This is a genomic window from Pseudomonas sp. efr-133-TYG-103a, assembly GCF_030209235.1.
Lineage (GTDB): Bacteria > Pseudomonadota > Gammaproteobacteria > Pseudomonadales > Pseudomonadaceae > Aquipseudomonas.
This window is the reverse complement of sequence record NZ_JARVSK010000025.1, coordinates 124,016-139,224: the sequence shown is the minus strand read 5'-3', so window position 1 is coordinate 139,224 and position 15,209 is coordinate 124,016. Positions and strand designations below refer to the sequence as shown.

Below are 15,209 nucleotides of genomic sequence, written 5' to 3'. Positions count from 1 at the left end.
GCCCCGGCCCGACACGGCTGCCACGGGCTGTTGAACGTGGCAGCGTTGCCGTACTGGCGACTGTCCAGTTTCTATCTGTTCTATTTCGCCTTGCTCGGGGCCACGGCGCCGTTTCTGGCGCTGTACTTCGATCACCTGGGGTTTCCCAGCGCGCGCATCGGCGAGCTGATCGCCATTCCCATGCTGATGCGTTGCGTTGCGCCGAACATCTGGGGCTGGCTCGGCGACTACACCGGGCGGCGGCTGCCCATCGTGCGCTTCGGGGCGGTCTGCACGCTGGCCTGTTTTTCGCTGATTCTGGTCGACAAGTCCTACGCCTGGCTGGCGATGGTGATGGCGCTGCACGCGTTTTTCTGGCACGCGGTGCTGCCTCAGTTCGAGGTCATCACGCTGGCGCATCTGCAAGGGCAGACCTCACGGTACAGCCAGATTCGCCTGTGGGGTTCGATCGGTTTCATCCTGACGGTGGTGGGGCTGGGACGCCTGTTCGAGTGGTTCAGCCTCGATCTGTACCCGCAGGCATTGCTGTTCATCATGGCCGGCATCGTCGCGAGCAGTTGGTGGGTGCCCAACGCCCAGCCCGTCAACAGTGGCCCGCGCCAGGCCGGGGACGGCTTCCTCCGGCAACTGCTCAGCCCCGGCGTATTGGCCTTTTATGGCAGCGTCGCGCTGATGCAGCTCAGCCACGGCCCGTATTACACCTTTCTGACGCTGCACCTCGAGCACATGGGCTACACCCGCGGCATCATCGGTATGCTCTGGGCCGTCGGCGTGGTCGCGGAGGTGCTGATGTTTCTGGCCATGAGCCGGATCCTGCAACATTTCAGCGTGCGCCGGGTGCTGATCGCAAGCTTCGTGCTGGCGTCGCTGCGCTGGCTTTTGCTGGGTAATCTGGCTGATCATCTGCCGGTTCTGATCATCGCCCAACTGCTCCATGCCGCCACGTTCGGCAGCTTTCACGCGGCTTCCATTCATTTCGTGCAGCGTAGTTTCGGCGCGCGTCAACAAGGGCAGGGCCAGGCGCTGTATGCCGCTTTGTCCGGTACCGGCGGCGCACTGGGTGCGTTGTATTCCGGTTACAGCTGGAACTCGCTGGACGCCGGCTGGACCTTCGCCATCGCCAGTCTGGCGGCCATGGCCGCCGCCATTCTGACTGCATCATGTTTGAAAGAGGACCGCGTATGAATCGCGAAACACTGGCCCGGGACATCATCGAAGCAGGCCGTTTTCTCTACGGTCGCGGCTGGTCACCTGCCACCAGCAGCAACTACTCGGTGCGCCTGTCTCCGACCCAGGCGTTGCTGACGGTGTCCGGCAAACATAAAGGGCAGCTCGGCCCGGACGATGTGCTGGCCACCGACCTGAACGGCAACAGCCTTGAACCGGGCAAGAAGCCGTCGGCGGAAACCCTGTTGCATACCCAGCTTTACAGCTGCAAGCCTGACGTCGGCGCCGTGTTGCACACCCATTCGGTCAATGCCACGGTGCTGTCGCGGCTGACGGCTGGCGATCATCTGGTGTTCGAGGATTACGAACTGCAGAAGGCGTTCAGCGGCATCGTTACCCACGAATCCCGGGTGGTGGTGCCAATATTCGACAACGATCAGGACATCGCGCGCCTGGCGCAAAAGGTCCAGCCCTGGCTCGATCAGCATCCCGATTGCGCCGGTTATCTGATTCGCGGCCACGGCCTGTACACCTGGGGAGCGAAGATGAGTGATGCTTTGCGCCAGATCGAGGCGTTTGAATTTCTGTTCGAGTGCGAGTTGAAGACGCTGTCAGTCCTCAATCGCTGATGCATCGCCGCTCTTTATTTGCCTGTATGAAACGCGCCTGACCGGCCAGCAGAGCCGGCGCGCGCCGACCGAACCGAGGAACCCCGTCATGAGTAGTCTTAGCGTTTATCACGTGTCATCTCCTGAGTTGCCGAACAAGGTCCTGACCCACTTCGAAGACATCGCCTCGACCCTGGCCGAGCACGGCGTGGCATTCGACCGCTGGCAGGCAGCCACGCCCATCGCCCCGGGCGCCAGTCAGGAAGACGTGATTTCGGCCTACCGCACACAGATCGACAAACTGATGACCGAGCGCGGCTACGTCACGGTCGATGTCATCAGCCTCAACAGCGATCATCCGCAAAAAGCCGAATTGCGCGCCAAATTCCTCGACGAGCATCAGCATGGTGAGGACGAAGTGCGTTTCTTCGTGGCCGGACGGGGTCTGTTCACCCTGCACATAGGGGATTTCGTCTACGCCGTGCTGTGCGAAAAGAACGATCTGATTTCCGTCCCCGCGGGCACGCGCCACTGGTTCGATATGGGCGAGCATCCACATTTCGTCGCCATTCGACTGTTCAACAACCCGGAAGGCTGGGTCGCGAAATTCACAGGCGAATCGATCGCCAGCCAGTTCCCGCGTCTGGAAGACTGAGAATCCCATGGCCATCAAAGCAATTCTGACCGACATCGAAGGCACCACCAGTGCCGTGAGTTTCGTCTTCGACGTGCTGTTTCCTTACGCGAAGGCGCACTTGCCGGCTTATGTCCGCAAGCACGCCGACGATGCGCAGGTGGCGGCGCAGGTGCAGGCGGTGCGTGTAGACAGCGGCGAACCTGGCGCTGATGTCGAGCGCGTGATCGAGATTCTGCTGGACTGGATTGCCGAGGATCGCAAGGCCACGCCGCTCAAGGCGTTGCAGGGTATGGTCTGGCAGCAGGGGTACCTCGCCGGGGAGCTCAAGGGCCACGTTTACCCGGACGCGGTCGAAGCGCTGCGGCGCTGGCACGCCGAAGGCTTCAAGCTTTATGTCTATTCGTCGGGATCGATTCAGGCGCAGCAACTGATTTTCGGCCGTTCCGAGGCGGGCGACCTGTCACCGCTGTTCAGCGGCTATTTCGACACGACCTCGGGTCCCAAGCGTGAAGAGGCGTCGTATCGGACCATTGCGTCGGCCATCGGCGTTGCGGCTCATGAAATCCTGTTTCTCTCGGACATTGTCGAAGAACTGGACGCCGCCCAGGCCGCTGGAATGGCGACCTGCGGGCTGGTGAGAAACGGTGGGTCGCTGGAAGGTCATGCCAACGTTGCCAGCTTCGCGGTGATCGATCCGACGGCGTTCTGACGACACGTTCTCTCGATAGAAAATGAACGGCCAATGTTTCTGACATTGGCCGTTTTCGTTGCTGGAGGATAAAAAATGTAAGTACGTTTTTGTTCGTTTGTGGGAAGTTGCTTGTTTGCAGGTCAGGCATGCCTGTTTGTTTTGACCCTTGTGTTTAACCCCCACGGACTGTGTAACCCTTCGCCTGTCGGATCCTGACAGCTTTTCAAGACGCGCGGGTCGTGCATGACCTGCACCGTCGGGGAGGCTGGCATCTATTACAAATCAAAGGCCATTCAGGGACGCGAAATGACGTTTTTTAAACGGAGGGGAAGATGAAAAACGTGCAAACAGGGACGCTGAGCCCATTGATCCAGCAAATGGTCAGCAGCATCACTGAACAGGACGGCGACGCCGCCATTGCTAACGCACTGGACTGGCTCAGGGAAGAATGCCGCTGCGAGCGGGCCATGCTCTATCAGTACCGCAACGGCATGTTGCTCAGTTGCATCACCGCCAACGTGGACAGTTACTGGAAAGACCTTTACTGCCAGGGTCGGTTGATGATCGAAGATCCGGTCATACGCTGCTTTCGACATACACTGGGGTTTCTCGACTGGGAAGACGCTTTCAAGACCTACCCGCCGTCATCCGCCTACATGGCGGCCGTTGAAGATTGCCAGCTGTTGCCAGCGTTTTCCTATGGGTACAGCAGCCAGAATCGTGCGAATCAGGGCGTCATCACCATCTGCTCGCTTAATGGCATGGAGCGCCCGCTGTCCCATAACGACCGCTACCTGCTGACGAGTCTGGTGCCGATGCTGCATGTGGCGGGCAAGGGCAGGCAACTGCAGACGCGGGCATTGACGCCCAAGGAGCTGGAAATTCTCAAGTGGGCGCGTGAAGGCAAGACGGCCTGGGAAATCGGCCTGATCAAGGAAGTGTCGGAGGCGACCGTCAAGCATCATTTCAAGAGCATCTACGCCAAGCTCGGCGTGACCAATCGCGCTCAGGCAGTGGGCGAGGCGCTGTGTCGAGGCATTATCACCTGACAAGGTGGCCCGTGCCGCGATGTCCTGACCGCCACCGACTCATCATCCGGACAAAAAAAACCGCGACGGCACGCATGCTGTCGCGGTTTTGAAAGGGATGCTTCAGGGCGTAGCTTGAGGGAATTACAGCCAGCGCGTGTCGATTCAGCGAGTGTGGTAAGTCGGCAGGTCGAAGCGGTGCTGGCTTTGCAGCATCGAAATGGCCGGCAGTTCACTGGCTTGTGCGGCGAGATCGCGGCGAATCGCGCTGATGACCCATTCGAGCTGAACTGGCGTGTGCAACTGGGCATAGGACACGGAGCGACGAATCTGTTTGCCCTCGTGGTTGCGCAACGACAGCAATACACCGCCGTCAGGACGCGGCTGGGTGGTGACTTCGAAATCGGAGAATACGGAAGCGAATTTTTCTTGAATGAAAGTCATGTCTAGCGGCTCCATTGCTCATGGGATAACAAGCTTGGAAGTACTAGTGCAGTGACTGTGCCAGTATTTGGCTTCAATAAAAATCGTTATAAATCAGTAAGTTACGAATTTTCAGATTTTTTTGTTTCGTGCAATTTGCATGAATGGCTGTTGGGCGTCCTGCATTTTGCGGGAGAAGAGGAGGGCAGTAAGGGGAAAATCGAGCGGTGTTGAAATCTCAGACAGCGTTATCCCGGATTTATTTCCGGACGCTACAGAATATTTCCACCGCGCCGACAGATGGCTATGTGCCGCAAGCGCGTCTCTTTTGACGAGCGAACATCGCTCAAAGCCAGTCTATAAAGGCGATCAATATTTATGCCTCGTCGCTGGTAGACCGAACTGGCATCGTGCAGTGACACGGAACTTGACCTCAGGCCCGGGTCTCTGAGATTTTCCGGCTCACATGATCGATCACGCGCAGGCCGTCTGCGCTACAGGAGTTACGCAATGTCTGAAGCACCTAACGCCCCCGGTTCCGCCACGCGCATGACCGACGAAGAGGCGCTGGAATTCGCCGAGCAGGTGTTCGACCGTGCGCGGGCCGGCGATGCCCAGATGCTGGATCGCCTGCTAGAGAACGGACTGACCCCCAATCTGCGCAACCACAAGGGTGATTCGCTGCTGATGCTGGCCAGTTACCACGGGCATCAGGATGCGGTGAAGGTTTTGCTCAAACACAAAGCGGACCCGGAGCTGCGCAATGACAATGGACAAAGCCCGATTGCCGGCGCCGCGTTCAAGGGCGATCTGGATGTCGTCCGGATTCTGGTCGAAGGCGGAGCGGACGTTGAAGGCGCGTCCGCCGATGGTCGGACCGCACTGATGATGGCGGCGATGTTCAACCGCACGGCGATCGTCGATTACCTGATCTCCAAAGGTGCCAACCCCCACGTTCAGGACGCCAAAGGCGTCACTCCGTTGATGGCCGCTCAAACCATGGGCGCTACCGAAACCGCAGAACAGTTGACCCGGTTGGGCGTGTCAGGCGCCTGAAGCGATAGAGGCGCGCAGGTTTTCCGGCTATCCTGCGCGCCTGTTTTTCGCCAGCGGACCACTCGACATGAAAGCTTCACTCATCGAATTCATCAGCAAGATCAGCTCCGGCTGCATGAGCGACGAGGAAATCGAAAAAGTCGCCGATGAGGCCGCCCAGGCTTATGCCGACCCGCAAGGGTTTCTCGACGCCAACCCCGACATCAATTACGACGACACCTTTCCCATTCCCTTGGGCGAGTGGATCGTGGTGGGCAGCCTCCCGGAAACGGTGATGTTTCAGGCGGACACCTACATGGATCTGTTCAGTGAAATCACGGCGTCGTTCGGGCCCAATGTCACGTTCAACATCAAGCCCAAACAGTTGGCCAAGGCCGAACCGCTGACCGCACTGAACCGAATCCAGATCCAGCTGGGCAGCATGAACAAAGAAATGGGCGGCTATGTGCTGATGAATCTCAGCGAGCCACTGGACGATGAGTTACAGACGGTGCTGGTCTACGGCAATGACCGTGCGCGCGTGATGGAACTTGGCGTGGAGCTGGGCATTCTCATCGAGCCGTCGCTCGAAGCGCTCAAGGCGCAGGAATGAAACGACAGGCACGGACTGCCTGATTGCGTTGAAAGCCGAGGGGGCTCAACGTCCGGCCCCCGTGCGACTTTTACTGCCGATTTTCAGACATCCAGGTTGGAGCCCGTGACGGGAGTCGACGGTTTCGCCTGCTTGAGGTCATCCACAACGTCCTTGCCCAGGTCCGAGACCGACTCCCAGGCCTGATCCATCGTGGTTTTCACTGTATCGGTGAGCTTGTTACGGGTTTGACCGAACAGCTTGTCCTCGTGACTGGTCTTGGGCAAGGCCGCGCCAATTGCGGCGCCCAGGGCAATGCCGATGGCGGCCAGTGCCAATGGCTGCTCCTTGAGCATGTAATCGAGCGTGCCCTGCAGGTTGCGGCCCTGATTCAGAAGCGCGTCCTGGGTGCGGTCAGCGGTCGACTTCAGCGTGTCGCGGGCATTCGAGGTGCCCGATGTCGCGCGCTCCTTGAGGTCACCCATTGTGTCAGTCGCGCCCTCAGCCAGATGGCTGGCCTTTTCGCCGAGCTGGTGGGCCGATTGGCGCAGGTAATCTTTCGCACCGCTCAGCGAGTCACTGACGGCGGCAGCAGCGCCGCCTAACGTTTCGCCCACTTGACCGAGCACCGAAGGCCCGCTGCTGTGCGGGCGGTTGTTCTGACCGAGCATCAGCCAGCCGACGCCAACCATGGCGAGAACGACCGGGACCGGGTTGTTTTTGATCGAGGTGCCTAGATTGGTGAAGAACTCGCCGCCGTTGTTCCGGGTGAACGCCAGCGCCTGGTCGAACAACTGCCCCGGCGACAATTTGTTTTCCAGCGCATCGACAATGTTCTCGATATTGGCGCGCCGTGCGTCGATATCGCGCTCCAGCGTATCGGGGCTCCTGGGAACCTCGACATCGGGAACAGCGTCCTGCTCGAACTGCTCTTTGGTCGCAAAACTGCTTTCAGTGCTCATGAGACTTTCCTCTGAATAGCGTCTTTATCCTTGTTGAGGGCATGCATCGTGCGTTCAGGCGCGAGTTGGGACGGTTCGAGTTGTTTCTTGCCTGACTGCACCATCACAAAACCTGCGATCATCGCGCCCCCCCCGACGATCAGGGCAGCCAGCCACGGGGCAACGTAGAGCGCCAGACCGTAGACGGCGGCCATGAGCAGAATCACCAGACCTGCGAGCATGAATACCACGCCCCCGGCCACGGCTGCGGTCGCTGCTTTGGCGGTGTCGATGGAGGTTTTGATCTCGGCTTTGGCAAGCGCCAGTTCTTCACTGATCAGTGCGGGGACCTCATGCGCCAGTTGCCGCACGAGCCCGAGCACCGATTGCTCGCTGTCCGGGTTGCTGCCGCTGCTGCGCGGAACGTCTGGATTGATGGCCATCACAGCTCTCCTTTATTTGCGGGCTTGTCGGTGGACGTCTCGTCTGGCCTCGCCTGGGAGGCGTCGCGGTCGTTGTGATCGTCAAAACTGCCCATCTCGGCCCCTGATTGCTGAATCCCTGGCTCGTGGTCGGCGTCGGCGGTGGGCGCAGACGACATGCTCCAGCCGGGCGGGACCGACTGGCTGCGTATGACATCGTCGGTGTGCGGCGGGCGGACGGCGAGTTCTTCGTCGGCGGCGATTCTGGGGTCGAACGCGTCGTCTTCGGCATCGGCGCTGCGGGCTGTGGACTCAGGTGAAGAGGGCTGTGCCAGATCCGGCGTGCTGGCGCGCATGAAGCGCGAGAGGCCAAAGCCCAATGCAATGCTGCCCGTCAGAAACAGCGCCGGGTTATCGCGGGCCAGCCGCGACACCTGATGCAGCAGTTCATCGGCGCTTTTTCCGCGCAGGCTTCCGGCAAAGCTGCCCAGGCTGTCCGCGACATCAGTGATGTAATGAGACAGGCCCAATGTATCCTTGTCTTGCAGTTGTTCGGCCGCCGACGTCGCACTCCGGGCCAGATTTTCTATCTCGTCTGCCGCGCGCTGCCGATACTTGTCCAGATGTTCAGTCCCTTGTTCCCGCGCCGTGTCGAACAGTGCCTTGGCGTCGTCCTGTAAGCTGTGGAGTGCGTCATTGGGTGGCATGGAGCGCTGCTGCGCGCCGTCGCCGCCTTGGTTGATCGTGGGCATCTTGGTCACCTTCCTTCATAGAAAGAGATGCTCACCGCGGCTTCACTTCTGGCAGTTGCATCTCGCACGGCAGGAAATCTGCACGCTGTAAAGGGTTGAGCCGGGAGTAGAATCAGTAGTTCTGAAGGAGAGACGGACGGCGGCTGCATCTTTCGCAAGGGCGCTGCACACACCCGACGGAACCCTCATCGCGCCGCGCGACTCCTATCTGGGCAAGCCTTCAATAAGGAGCGACACCATGGGTTCCACCTTCAATGGTCTGGTTGGACTGATCATTCTGGCCCTCGACATCTGGGCCATCATCAATGTGTTGAAGAGCGGCGCCGAGACCGGCATGAAGATTCTCTGGGTGCTGTTGATCGTGCTGCTTCCGGTGCTGGGCCTGATCATCTGGGCAATCGCCGGTCCGCGAGGCAACGTTCGCATCTAGACGGTGGCAAGGATTCAGAACATCGACGCCTGATTGGCCTGTTGCGCAGTCAGGCGTTTTTCATGGGCGTCGCTGCGAGATTCGACCTGTCATGGCGGGCGACGTAGAATGCGCGCCTTTCTTGTGGGCGGCCCGCCGTCCTGTCATCAGCTTTAATCAGGGACCCATCCATGAGCGATTATCAAGAAACGTTGTACGAAGGCTACGGCCAACGCTTTCGCATGGAAAAAATGCTTCACGAAGTGCGCACCGAACATCAGCATCTGGTGATCTTCCAGAACCCGCGCATGGGCCGGGTGATGGCGCTCGATGGCGTGATTCAGACCACCGAAGCCGACGAATTCATCTACCACGAAATGCTCACGCACGTGCCGATCCTCGCCCACGGCCTGGCCAAGCGCGTGCTGATCATCGGCGGCGGAGACGGCGGCATGCTGCGTGAAGTCGCCAAACACGCGACCGTCGAGCACATCACCATGGTCGAAATCGACGGCACCGTGGTCGAGATGTGCAAGGAGTTCCTGCCGAATCACTCCAAAGGTGCGTTCGAGGACCCGCGTCTGAACCTGGTGATCGACGACGGCATGCGCTTCGTCGCCAACACTCAGGAAAAATTCGACGTCATCATTTCCGATTCCACTGACCCCATCGGCCCTGGCGAAGTCTTGTTTTCGGAGAACTTCTACCAGGCCTGCCACCGCTGCCTGAACGAGGGCGGCATTCTGGTCACCCAGAACGGCACGCCATTCATGCAGTTGAGCGAAGTTCAGACCACCGCCGGGCGCATGAATGGCCTGTTTGCCGACTGGCATTTCTATCAGGCGGCCGTGCCGACCTACATCGGCGGCTCGATGACCTTCGCCTGGGGCTCGACCAACACCCAGTACCGCAAGCTTGCCCTCGACACCTTGCGTCAGCGCTTTGCCGGCAGCGGCATCGTGACCCGCTACTACAATCCGGAAATCCATCTGGGCGCGTTCGCGCTGCCGCAGTACGTGTTGCAGGCCGTGAACAAACCGAGCAACGACTGAGGCTCGCGATGTGACGTTCATGCCTTCTGAATGGCTCAGGGGGCAGGACGCTTTGTAAGAAAATGTTTGAACATCATTGAAGCAACGGAATTTTCACCGGTTCTTCGGGAAAATTCCGTCGCTTGAAATCTGCCTGTCCCGCCATCGTTGCCGTCCGGCGCCCGTTCGCTCATGAAGAATGAACGGGATCGGTGGTAAACAGCCAGCGATCACGTAATATTTGCCCCCCGCGACCCCGTCCGGCGTTTCGATGTCACCGGGCGCGAAGGCTTTTGAACTTCAACCTGAATCCAACGGATCCCAAGACACATGGCCAACACGGACGCCCCGGCGCGCGCGCCGCAACCTACCGTCAGATCGCACCTGGCCTACACGCTATTGAGCGGTCTGGTGCTGATGATCCTGTACACCCTTTTGCGCATTGCGCTGCTGGTTTACAACCGTGAGGGGATTGGCGCGACGCCAGCCTCGACCTTCATCGAAGCGTTCGGCAATGGCCTGCGTTTCGACCTGCGTCTTGTGGTCTACATCCTGATTCCGCTGTTGCTGGCCCTGTTCAGCGCCCGCATGATGGCCGCCCGTGGCCTGTTCCGATTCTGGCTGACGCTGGTTGCCAGCCTGACCACGTTCTTCGGCCTGATGGAGATGGATTTCTACCGCGAATTCCACCAGCGCCTCAACGGCCTTGTGTTTCAGTACGTCAAGGAAGACCCGAAGACCGTTCTGAGCATGATCTGGTACGGCTATCCGGTCGTGCGCTATCTGCTGGCGTGGGCATTGCTGACCTGGGTGCTGAGCCTGGTATTCAAAGGCGTGGATCGCCTGACCCGTCCTCGTGGCGGTTTCAATGTTAGCCGTACCGGCAATCGCGTCGTCGCTCCGTGGTACACGCGCGTTGCCGTGTTCGTTCTGTGTCTGGTCGTGGCCGTGATTGCCGCTCGCGGCACGTTGCGTCAAGGCCCGCCGTTGCGCTGGGGTGATGCGTACACCACCGAATCGAATTTCGCCAACACCCTGGGCCTGAACGGCACACTGACGCTGATCGCTGCGGCCAAGAGCCGTATGTCCGAAGATCGCGACAATATCTGGAAGGCGACGTTGCCGCAGCCTGAGGCTCAGCAGACCGTGCGCGACATGCTGCTGACCGACAACGACAAGCTGGTCGATGCCGATCGCGCAGCTGTCCGCCGCGATTTCACGCCGCCGCAAGCCAATACGTTGCCGATCAAGAACGTCGTGGTGATCCTCATGGAAAGCTTCGCCGGTCACTCGGTTGGCGCGCTGGGGGATGAATCGAACATCACGCCTTATTTCGACAAACTGTCCGAAGAAGGCCTGCTGTTCGACCACTTTTTCTCCAACGGCACGCACACTCACCAGGGCATGTTCGCCACGATGGCGTGCTTCCCGAACCTGCCGGGCTTCGAATACCTGATGCAGACGCCGGAAGGCAGCCACAAGCTGTCAGGCCTGCCGCAGTTGCTGAGTGCGCGTAAATACGACGACGTTTACGTCTACAACGGCGATTTCGCCTGGGATAACCAGTCCGGTTTCTTCAGCAACCAGGGCATGACAAACTTCATCGGTCGTAACGATTTCGTCAATCCGGTGTTCTCCGATCCTACATGGGGCGTGTCCGACCAGGACATGTTCGACCGTGGCGCGCAGGAGCTCAAGGATCGCGAAGCCAAGGGCAAGCCTTTCTATGCCTTGCTGCAGACCCTCTCCAACCACACGCCTTATGCGCTGCCGGCCAACCTGCCCGTTGAACGGGTCACCGGCCATGGCACGCTCGATGAACACCTGACCGCCATGCGTTACTCGGATTGGGCGCTGGGTCAGTTCTTCGAGAAAGCCAAGAAAGAGCCTTATTACAAGGACACGCTGTTCGTGGTCGTGGGCGACCATGGTTTTGGCAACAACGAGCAGATCACCGAGATGGACCTGGGTCGTTTCAACGTGCCGATGCTGATGATCGCGCCGGGCCTGCAGGACAAGTTCGGCAAGCGCAGCAGCATCGTCGGCACACAGATCGATATCGTCCCGACCATCATGGGCCGTCTGGGTGGCGAGACCGTTCATCAATGCTGGGGTCGTGACCTGCTGAACTTGCCTGCTGGCGATCTGGGCTTCGGTGTGATCAAGCCGTCAGGCAGCGAACAGACCGTTGCGCTGGTGACCGGCAACCGCATCCTGATTGAGCCAAAGGAAATGGAGCCGAAAGTCTACAGCTATGAGCTGGGCACCAAGCCCCACGCCGAAGTGATGCCCAACGCAGCGGATGTCGCTGAGTTGCGCAAGAAGCTCGACAGCTTCCTGCAGACCGCTACCAAGAGCCTGCTGGATAACACCGCCGGTGTGAAAGACGCAAAACCGCAGTAAACCTGCACAATGAAAAACGCCCCGGTCTCGGGGCGTTTTTTTTTGCCTTGGCGAATGATGAGTTCCCCCGCAGGCACGCATTCATTCGCGATTGCATATTCAGGCGCTGACGATGCAGCGCCCGCACAACCCCTTCGCGAATACATCCGCTCCTACCCACACGTGCATGTCGGTAAGCCGCGCTATCAGAGGATCGAGAAGTTGTAACTGAGAATCACCCGAGTTTCGTCGACGTCGCGGGCGAAGTTTTCGTAGTTGCTGCGGAAGGTCGCGTTGCGCAGGCGGATGCTCAGGTCTTTGAAGGTACCGGTCTGCATCACATACTTGACCTCGGTATCACGTTCCCATTCCTTGCCTTCGCTGTCGCTGCCAGCCACTTTGATGTTGTCGCCGTTGACGTAGCGGGTCATGAAGCTCAGGCCGTTGAAGCCGATCGCCTTGAAGTCGTAGTCGTAACGCAGTTGCCAGGAGCGCTCTTGAGCGGCAGCGAAGTCGTTGATCTGGATGTAGTTGACCAGATATGGGTTGGTGCCATCCAGGTAAGGCATCGACGTGTCGCCGATCATGGTCTGCCAGCCAACGGTCAATTTGTGCCCGGCCAGCGCGTAGGCGAGCAGGGTGCTCAAGGCCTGGTTGTCGATCTCGCCGGCTCGGGCTGAGCCGTCATCATGGCTCTTGATGAAATGCACATCGGCGGAGGCCACACCCGGCCCGACCTTTTCGCTGCCGAGCAGGCCGACATAGTGCTGGTGATAGACGTTTTCCAGCGCCGCGTAGTGGTATTGCGCGGTGATGGCGGGCGTGACCTTGTAATCAACGCCGTACATGTCGAAATGGTTGCCCGTGATGTCGCTGGTGTAGCGCTTGTTCTTGCTGTTGAGGCGAATGTCCTGCGAGTCGGTCGAGTCCCGCGCGGTGTAATGATCCAGTCGCGAGGCCATGAACTTGAAGCCAGGCAGGTCTTCGGATGTCAGCATGCCGCCGTTGAACATGGTCGGCAGCAGACGGCCATCGTTGTATTTGAGCAGCGGCAGGTCGGGCATCATTGCGCCGTATTTGAACACCGTCTGCGAGTAGCGCACCTTCGCCGCTGCGCCGAACTTGGCGTATTCGCCTTTGGATTCGCGTGGGTTGCGGCCGCTTGACGGCAACAGACCCGTGCCACTGCGGTCCGGACTTGAGTCCAGTTGAAAGCCCGCCATGCCCAGCGCGTCGATGCCGAACCCGACAGGTCCTGTGGTGTAGCCCGACTGAAAGTTCAGGATGAAACCCTGCGCCGCTTCTTCGCGCTTGGACGCCCCTTGCGGATTGGAGCTACTGCCATCCCGGAAATCACGGTTGAAATACATCGTGCGCGATTCGATGTTCGCCTTGCTGTCTTCCAGAAAACCTTCGGCGTAAACCGGGGCAGTGACGCTCGCGAACAATGACAGCGTGCCAAGACCGACAAGCGTGCGCGGGCGGGTGCGGCCAATAAGCATGAAGAACTCCAGATCAAGTGGTGATGACCGACGTTGAGCGGGCGCAGTTGCGCGATCAGCAAGGCGGAGCATCGGATGGGCGCGCAGTATGGTGATTCGGGCTTTTTTAGCCCATTACACTTTTGTATAGCGCGGCCGCTCTGCAAGGCCCGATTCAGAGCAGTTTCGGCGCAGAAAACGAACAGATGAGGCGCGCGCTGGCAGTGATCATTCCCGTTGAACGTCACTGATACCGCAGGGTCAAGATCAGTAGGCCGTTTCCACGGCTCTCACTGAGGAGACATTGATGAAAGTCTGGACTATTTCGTTTCAGGATAAAGATGGCGTGCAGCAGACCCACGATCTTGAATCCGAGCAGCGTCCAAGCGAGGAGGAAGCTGCGCGGTATTTGCGCCCGATTCTTTTCCCCGTCGTCAGCGAGCTCGATCTGAACGATCTGGACGGTCGATCAAACGCCCCCACGGCGGAAGTCTTGAAAGAACAGAACGCTGTGCAAATCATTTCCATCGTCGAGGCATCATGAGTCAGCCTCGACGATCCATTACCGCCAATTGGCAACACGCTACCAATGGGCGTACTCTGCAATCGAGGCCGGTGAAGCACTTAGCCGATTCTGTTCGCGTGGTGCCTGATTTGTAACAGCAGCATCGGCCTTGTCAGCGACATGCTTGAGTCCCGGGCAGCGGATGAACTGCTGCTCTACGCCGCGCAACAGCGGGCGTTTCGGGATCGTTGAAACTCTATCTATCGTTGCATAGGAGGACGTTTCATGAGCACGACCTATCAAGAAGACATCAGCAGTCACGTACTGCGCCGCATGAAAGAAGGCGGTTTCGACTTCGCCAGTATCCATCCAATCGAGTTCTACGCCATATTCCCGGACGAGGAACGGGCGCGTCAGGCGGCAGAGAAATTCCGAGGTGAATCCGTCAACGTCCAGCTCAACGCCCGGGAGGATGGGGCGTGGTACCTGGAGTTGAGCAAGTTGATGTATGCCACGTACGACGGCATAGGAGATTTCGAGCAGGACTTTCAAAGCGCCATCATCGGCCTCGACGGTGAGGTTGAAGGATGGGGCGTGAAGCAGGAGATCAAGCGACTGCACTGAGTGCTGGCCGCTTGCTCAAATGCACTGTGTGACAGTGAGGGTCGAACGAGCGCCGGGCAGCGGTTGAGGCCAGATAGATCAACTGGCGATCGACCATTCCCATGCGAACGAATCGGCCCTCACGACTTTGCGTCACCCTCCCGTTGAAGCATTCGGCAGGTGGGCGGCGGCAAAAACAGGGCAAAAAAAAGCCGCTCGGGTATGAGCGGCGTAAAGGGAATTTCGTGAATAGACGCGCGATGGCAGGAAACGCTCGGGTCCTCTGGACCAGGTTCTCTGCGTTGATGGCGCGATTATCCGGAAACAAAATCTCGTCGGGAAATCAACTCTGGCTATGCTGCTAATAGATTTTTCGGCGGCAGGACGCTTCTCTATGAAGCGTAGGAGAATTGGTTAGAGCGCTTCTTGCACAGGAATGGTGCGCAAGCGTCTTCGAATTTATTCAACCAATTGATTTATAAGCGTTTATGCCGCTGGCACG

The 15,209-nt window shown here is 58.9% G+C and carries 17 protein-coding genes; 12 read left to right on the top strand and 5 right to left on the bottom strand.

Annotated elements, in window-relative coordinates; translation table 11 throughout:
- The first annotated feature begins 36 nt into the window (after window positions 1-36).
- The 5 genes from QRN36_RS20420 (at window position 37) to QRN36_RS20400 (ending at window position 4,152) form a co-directional block, all read left to right on the top strand.
- On the top strand, window positions 37-1,185 hold the full coding sequence (locus QRN36_RS20420; protein ID WP_285425729.1) for an MFS transporter: 1,149 nt from the start codon (window positions 37-39) through the stop codon (window positions 1,183-1,185).
- On the top strand, window positions 1,182-1,796 hold the full coding sequence (locus tag QRN36_RS20415; RefSeq protein WP_285425727.1) for a methylthioribulose 1-phosphate dehydratase: 615 nt from the start codon (window positions 1,182-1,184) through the stop codon (window positions 1,794-1,796). The genes QRN36_RS20420 and QRN36_RS20415 overlap by 4 nt, the downstream gene beginning before the upstream one ends.
- 88 nt (window positions 1,797-1,884) lie before the next feature.
- Entirely contained in the window at window positions 1,885-2,430 is a 546-nt protein-coding gene (locus QRN36_RS20410) for an acireductone dioxygenase (protein ID WP_093467119.1), read from the top strand.
- Between the two features lie 7 nt (window positions 2,431-2,437).
- Window positions 2,438-3,121: an acireductone synthase gene (gene mtnC, locus QRN36_RS20405; protein ID WP_285425726.1), complete on the top strand. Its 684-nt coding sequence runs from the start codon at window positions 2,438-2,440 to the stop codon at window positions 3,119-3,121.
- 314 nt (window positions 3,122-3,435) lie between these two features.
- Window positions 3,436-4,152 carry a LuxR family transcriptional regulator gene (locus tag QRN36_RS20400; protein ID WP_285425725.1) on the top strand — a complete coding sequence of 239 codons (717 nt, stop codon included), beginning with the start codon at window positions 3,436-3,438 and terminating at the stop codon, window positions 4,150-4,152.
- A gap of 144 nt (window positions 4,153-4,296) precedes the next feature.
- Here QRN36_RS20400 and QRN36_RS20395 read toward each other — a convergent pair whose 3' ends face one another.
- Window positions 4,297-4,575 carry a DUF3509 domain-containing protein gene (locus tag QRN36_RS20395; RefSeq protein ID WP_093467128.1) on the bottom strand — a complete coding sequence of 93 codons (279 nt, stop codon included), beginning with the start codon at window positions 4,573-4,575 and terminating at the stop codon, window positions 4,297-4,299.
- A 489-nt stretch (window positions 4,576-5,064) separates the two neighbouring features.
- On the opposite strand from QRN36_RS20395, the gene QRN36_RS20390 reads away from it, so the two are divergent.
- Both QRN36_RS20390 and QRN36_RS20385 read left to right on the top strand, forming a co-directional pair.
- Window positions 5,065-5,610, top strand: coding sequence for an ankyrin repeat domain-containing protein (locus tag QRN36_RS20390; RefSeq protein WP_285425724.1), 546 nt, complete (start codon window positions 5,065-5,067; stop codon window positions 5,608-5,610).
- 67 nt (window positions 5,611-5,677) lie between these two features.
- Window positions 5,678-6,202, top strand: coding sequence for a hypothetical protein (locus QRN36_RS20385; RefSeq protein ID WP_285425723.1), 525 nt, complete (start codon window positions 5,678-5,680; stop codon window positions 6,200-6,202).
- Between the two features lie 83 nt (window positions 6,203-6,285).
- Here the strand turns inward: QRN36_RS20385 and QRN36_RS20380 are convergent, their stop codons facing one another.
- The 3 genes from QRN36_RS20380 to QRN36_RS20370 are packed head-to-tail and all read right to left on the bottom strand — an operon-like array spanning window position 6,286 to window position 8,296.
- On the bottom strand, window positions 6,286-7,143 hold the full coding sequence (locus tag QRN36_RS20380; protein WP_285425722.1) for a DUF3618 domain-containing protein: 858 nt from the start codon (window positions 7,141-7,143) through the stop codon (window positions 6,286-6,288).
- Window positions 7,140-7,565 (bottom strand): phage holin family protein, encoded by a 426-nt coding sequence (locus tag QRN36_RS20375; RefSeq protein ID WP_285425721.1) that lies wholly within the window; start codon window positions 7,563-7,565, stop codon window positions 7,140-7,142. Before QRN36_RS20375 ends, QRN36_RS20380 begins: the two co-directional genes overlap by 4 nt.
- Window positions 7,565-8,296: a hypothetical protein gene (locus QRN36_RS20370; RefSeq protein ID WP_285425720.1), complete on the bottom strand. Its 732-nt coding sequence runs from the start codon at window positions 8,294-8,296 to the stop codon at window positions 7,565-7,567. The genes QRN36_RS20375 and QRN36_RS20370 overlap by 1 nt, the downstream gene beginning before the upstream one ends.
- A gap of 238 nt (window positions 8,297-8,534) precedes the next feature.
- Between QRN36_RS20370 and QRN36_RS20365 the strand changes: the two genes are divergently transcribed.
- The 3 genes from QRN36_RS20365 (at window position 8,535) to QRN36_RS20355 (ending at window position 12,139) form a co-directional block, all read left to right on the top strand.
- The gene (locus tag QRN36_RS20365; protein WP_024688144.1) at window positions 8,535-8,726 is read left to right on the top strand and encodes a PLDc N-terminal domain-containing protein; all 192 of its coding nucleotides are present in this window, start codon (window positions 8,535-8,537) and stop codon (window positions 8,724-8,726) included.
- A 170-nt stretch (window positions 8,727-8,896) separates the two neighbouring features.
- Complete coding sequence (speE, locus tag QRN36_RS20360) at window positions 8,897-9,757, top strand: polyamine aminopropyltransferase (protein ID WP_285425719.1); 861 nt, start codon at window positions 8,897-8,899, stop codon at window positions 9,755-9,757.
- A 309-nt stretch (window positions 9,758-10,066) separates the two neighbouring features.
- Complete coding sequence (locus tag QRN36_RS20355) at window positions 10,067-12,139, top strand: LTA synthase family protein (RefSeq protein ID WP_285425718.1); 2,073 nt, start codon at window positions 10,067-10,069, stop codon at window positions 12,137-12,139.
- 185 nt (window positions 12,140-12,324) lie between these two features.
- Here the strand turns inward: QRN36_RS20355 and QRN36_RS20350 are convergent, their stop codons facing one another.
- Window positions 12,325-13,620 carry an OprD family porin gene (locus QRN36_RS20350; protein ID WP_285425717.1) on the bottom strand — a complete coding sequence of 432 codons (1,296 nt, stop codon included), beginning with the start codon at window positions 13,618-13,620 and terminating at the stop codon, window positions 12,325-12,327.
- 286 nt (window positions 13,621-13,906) lie between these two features.
- On the opposite strand from QRN36_RS20350, the gene QRN36_RS20345 reads away from it, so the two are divergent.
- On the top strand, window positions 13,907-14,143 hold the full coding sequence (locus tag QRN36_RS20345; RefSeq protein ID WP_093467157.1) for a hypothetical protein: 237 nt from the start codon (window positions 13,907-13,909) through the stop codon (window positions 14,141-14,143).
- A 246-nt stretch (window positions 14,144-14,389) separates the two neighbouring features.
- On the top strand, window positions 14,390-14,728 hold the full coding sequence (locus QRN36_RS20340; protein ID WP_093467160.1) for a ribonuclease E inhibitor RraB: 339 nt from the start codon (window positions 14,390-14,392) through the stop codon (window positions 14,726-14,728).
- Window positions 14,729-15,209 lie beyond the last annotated feature (481 nt).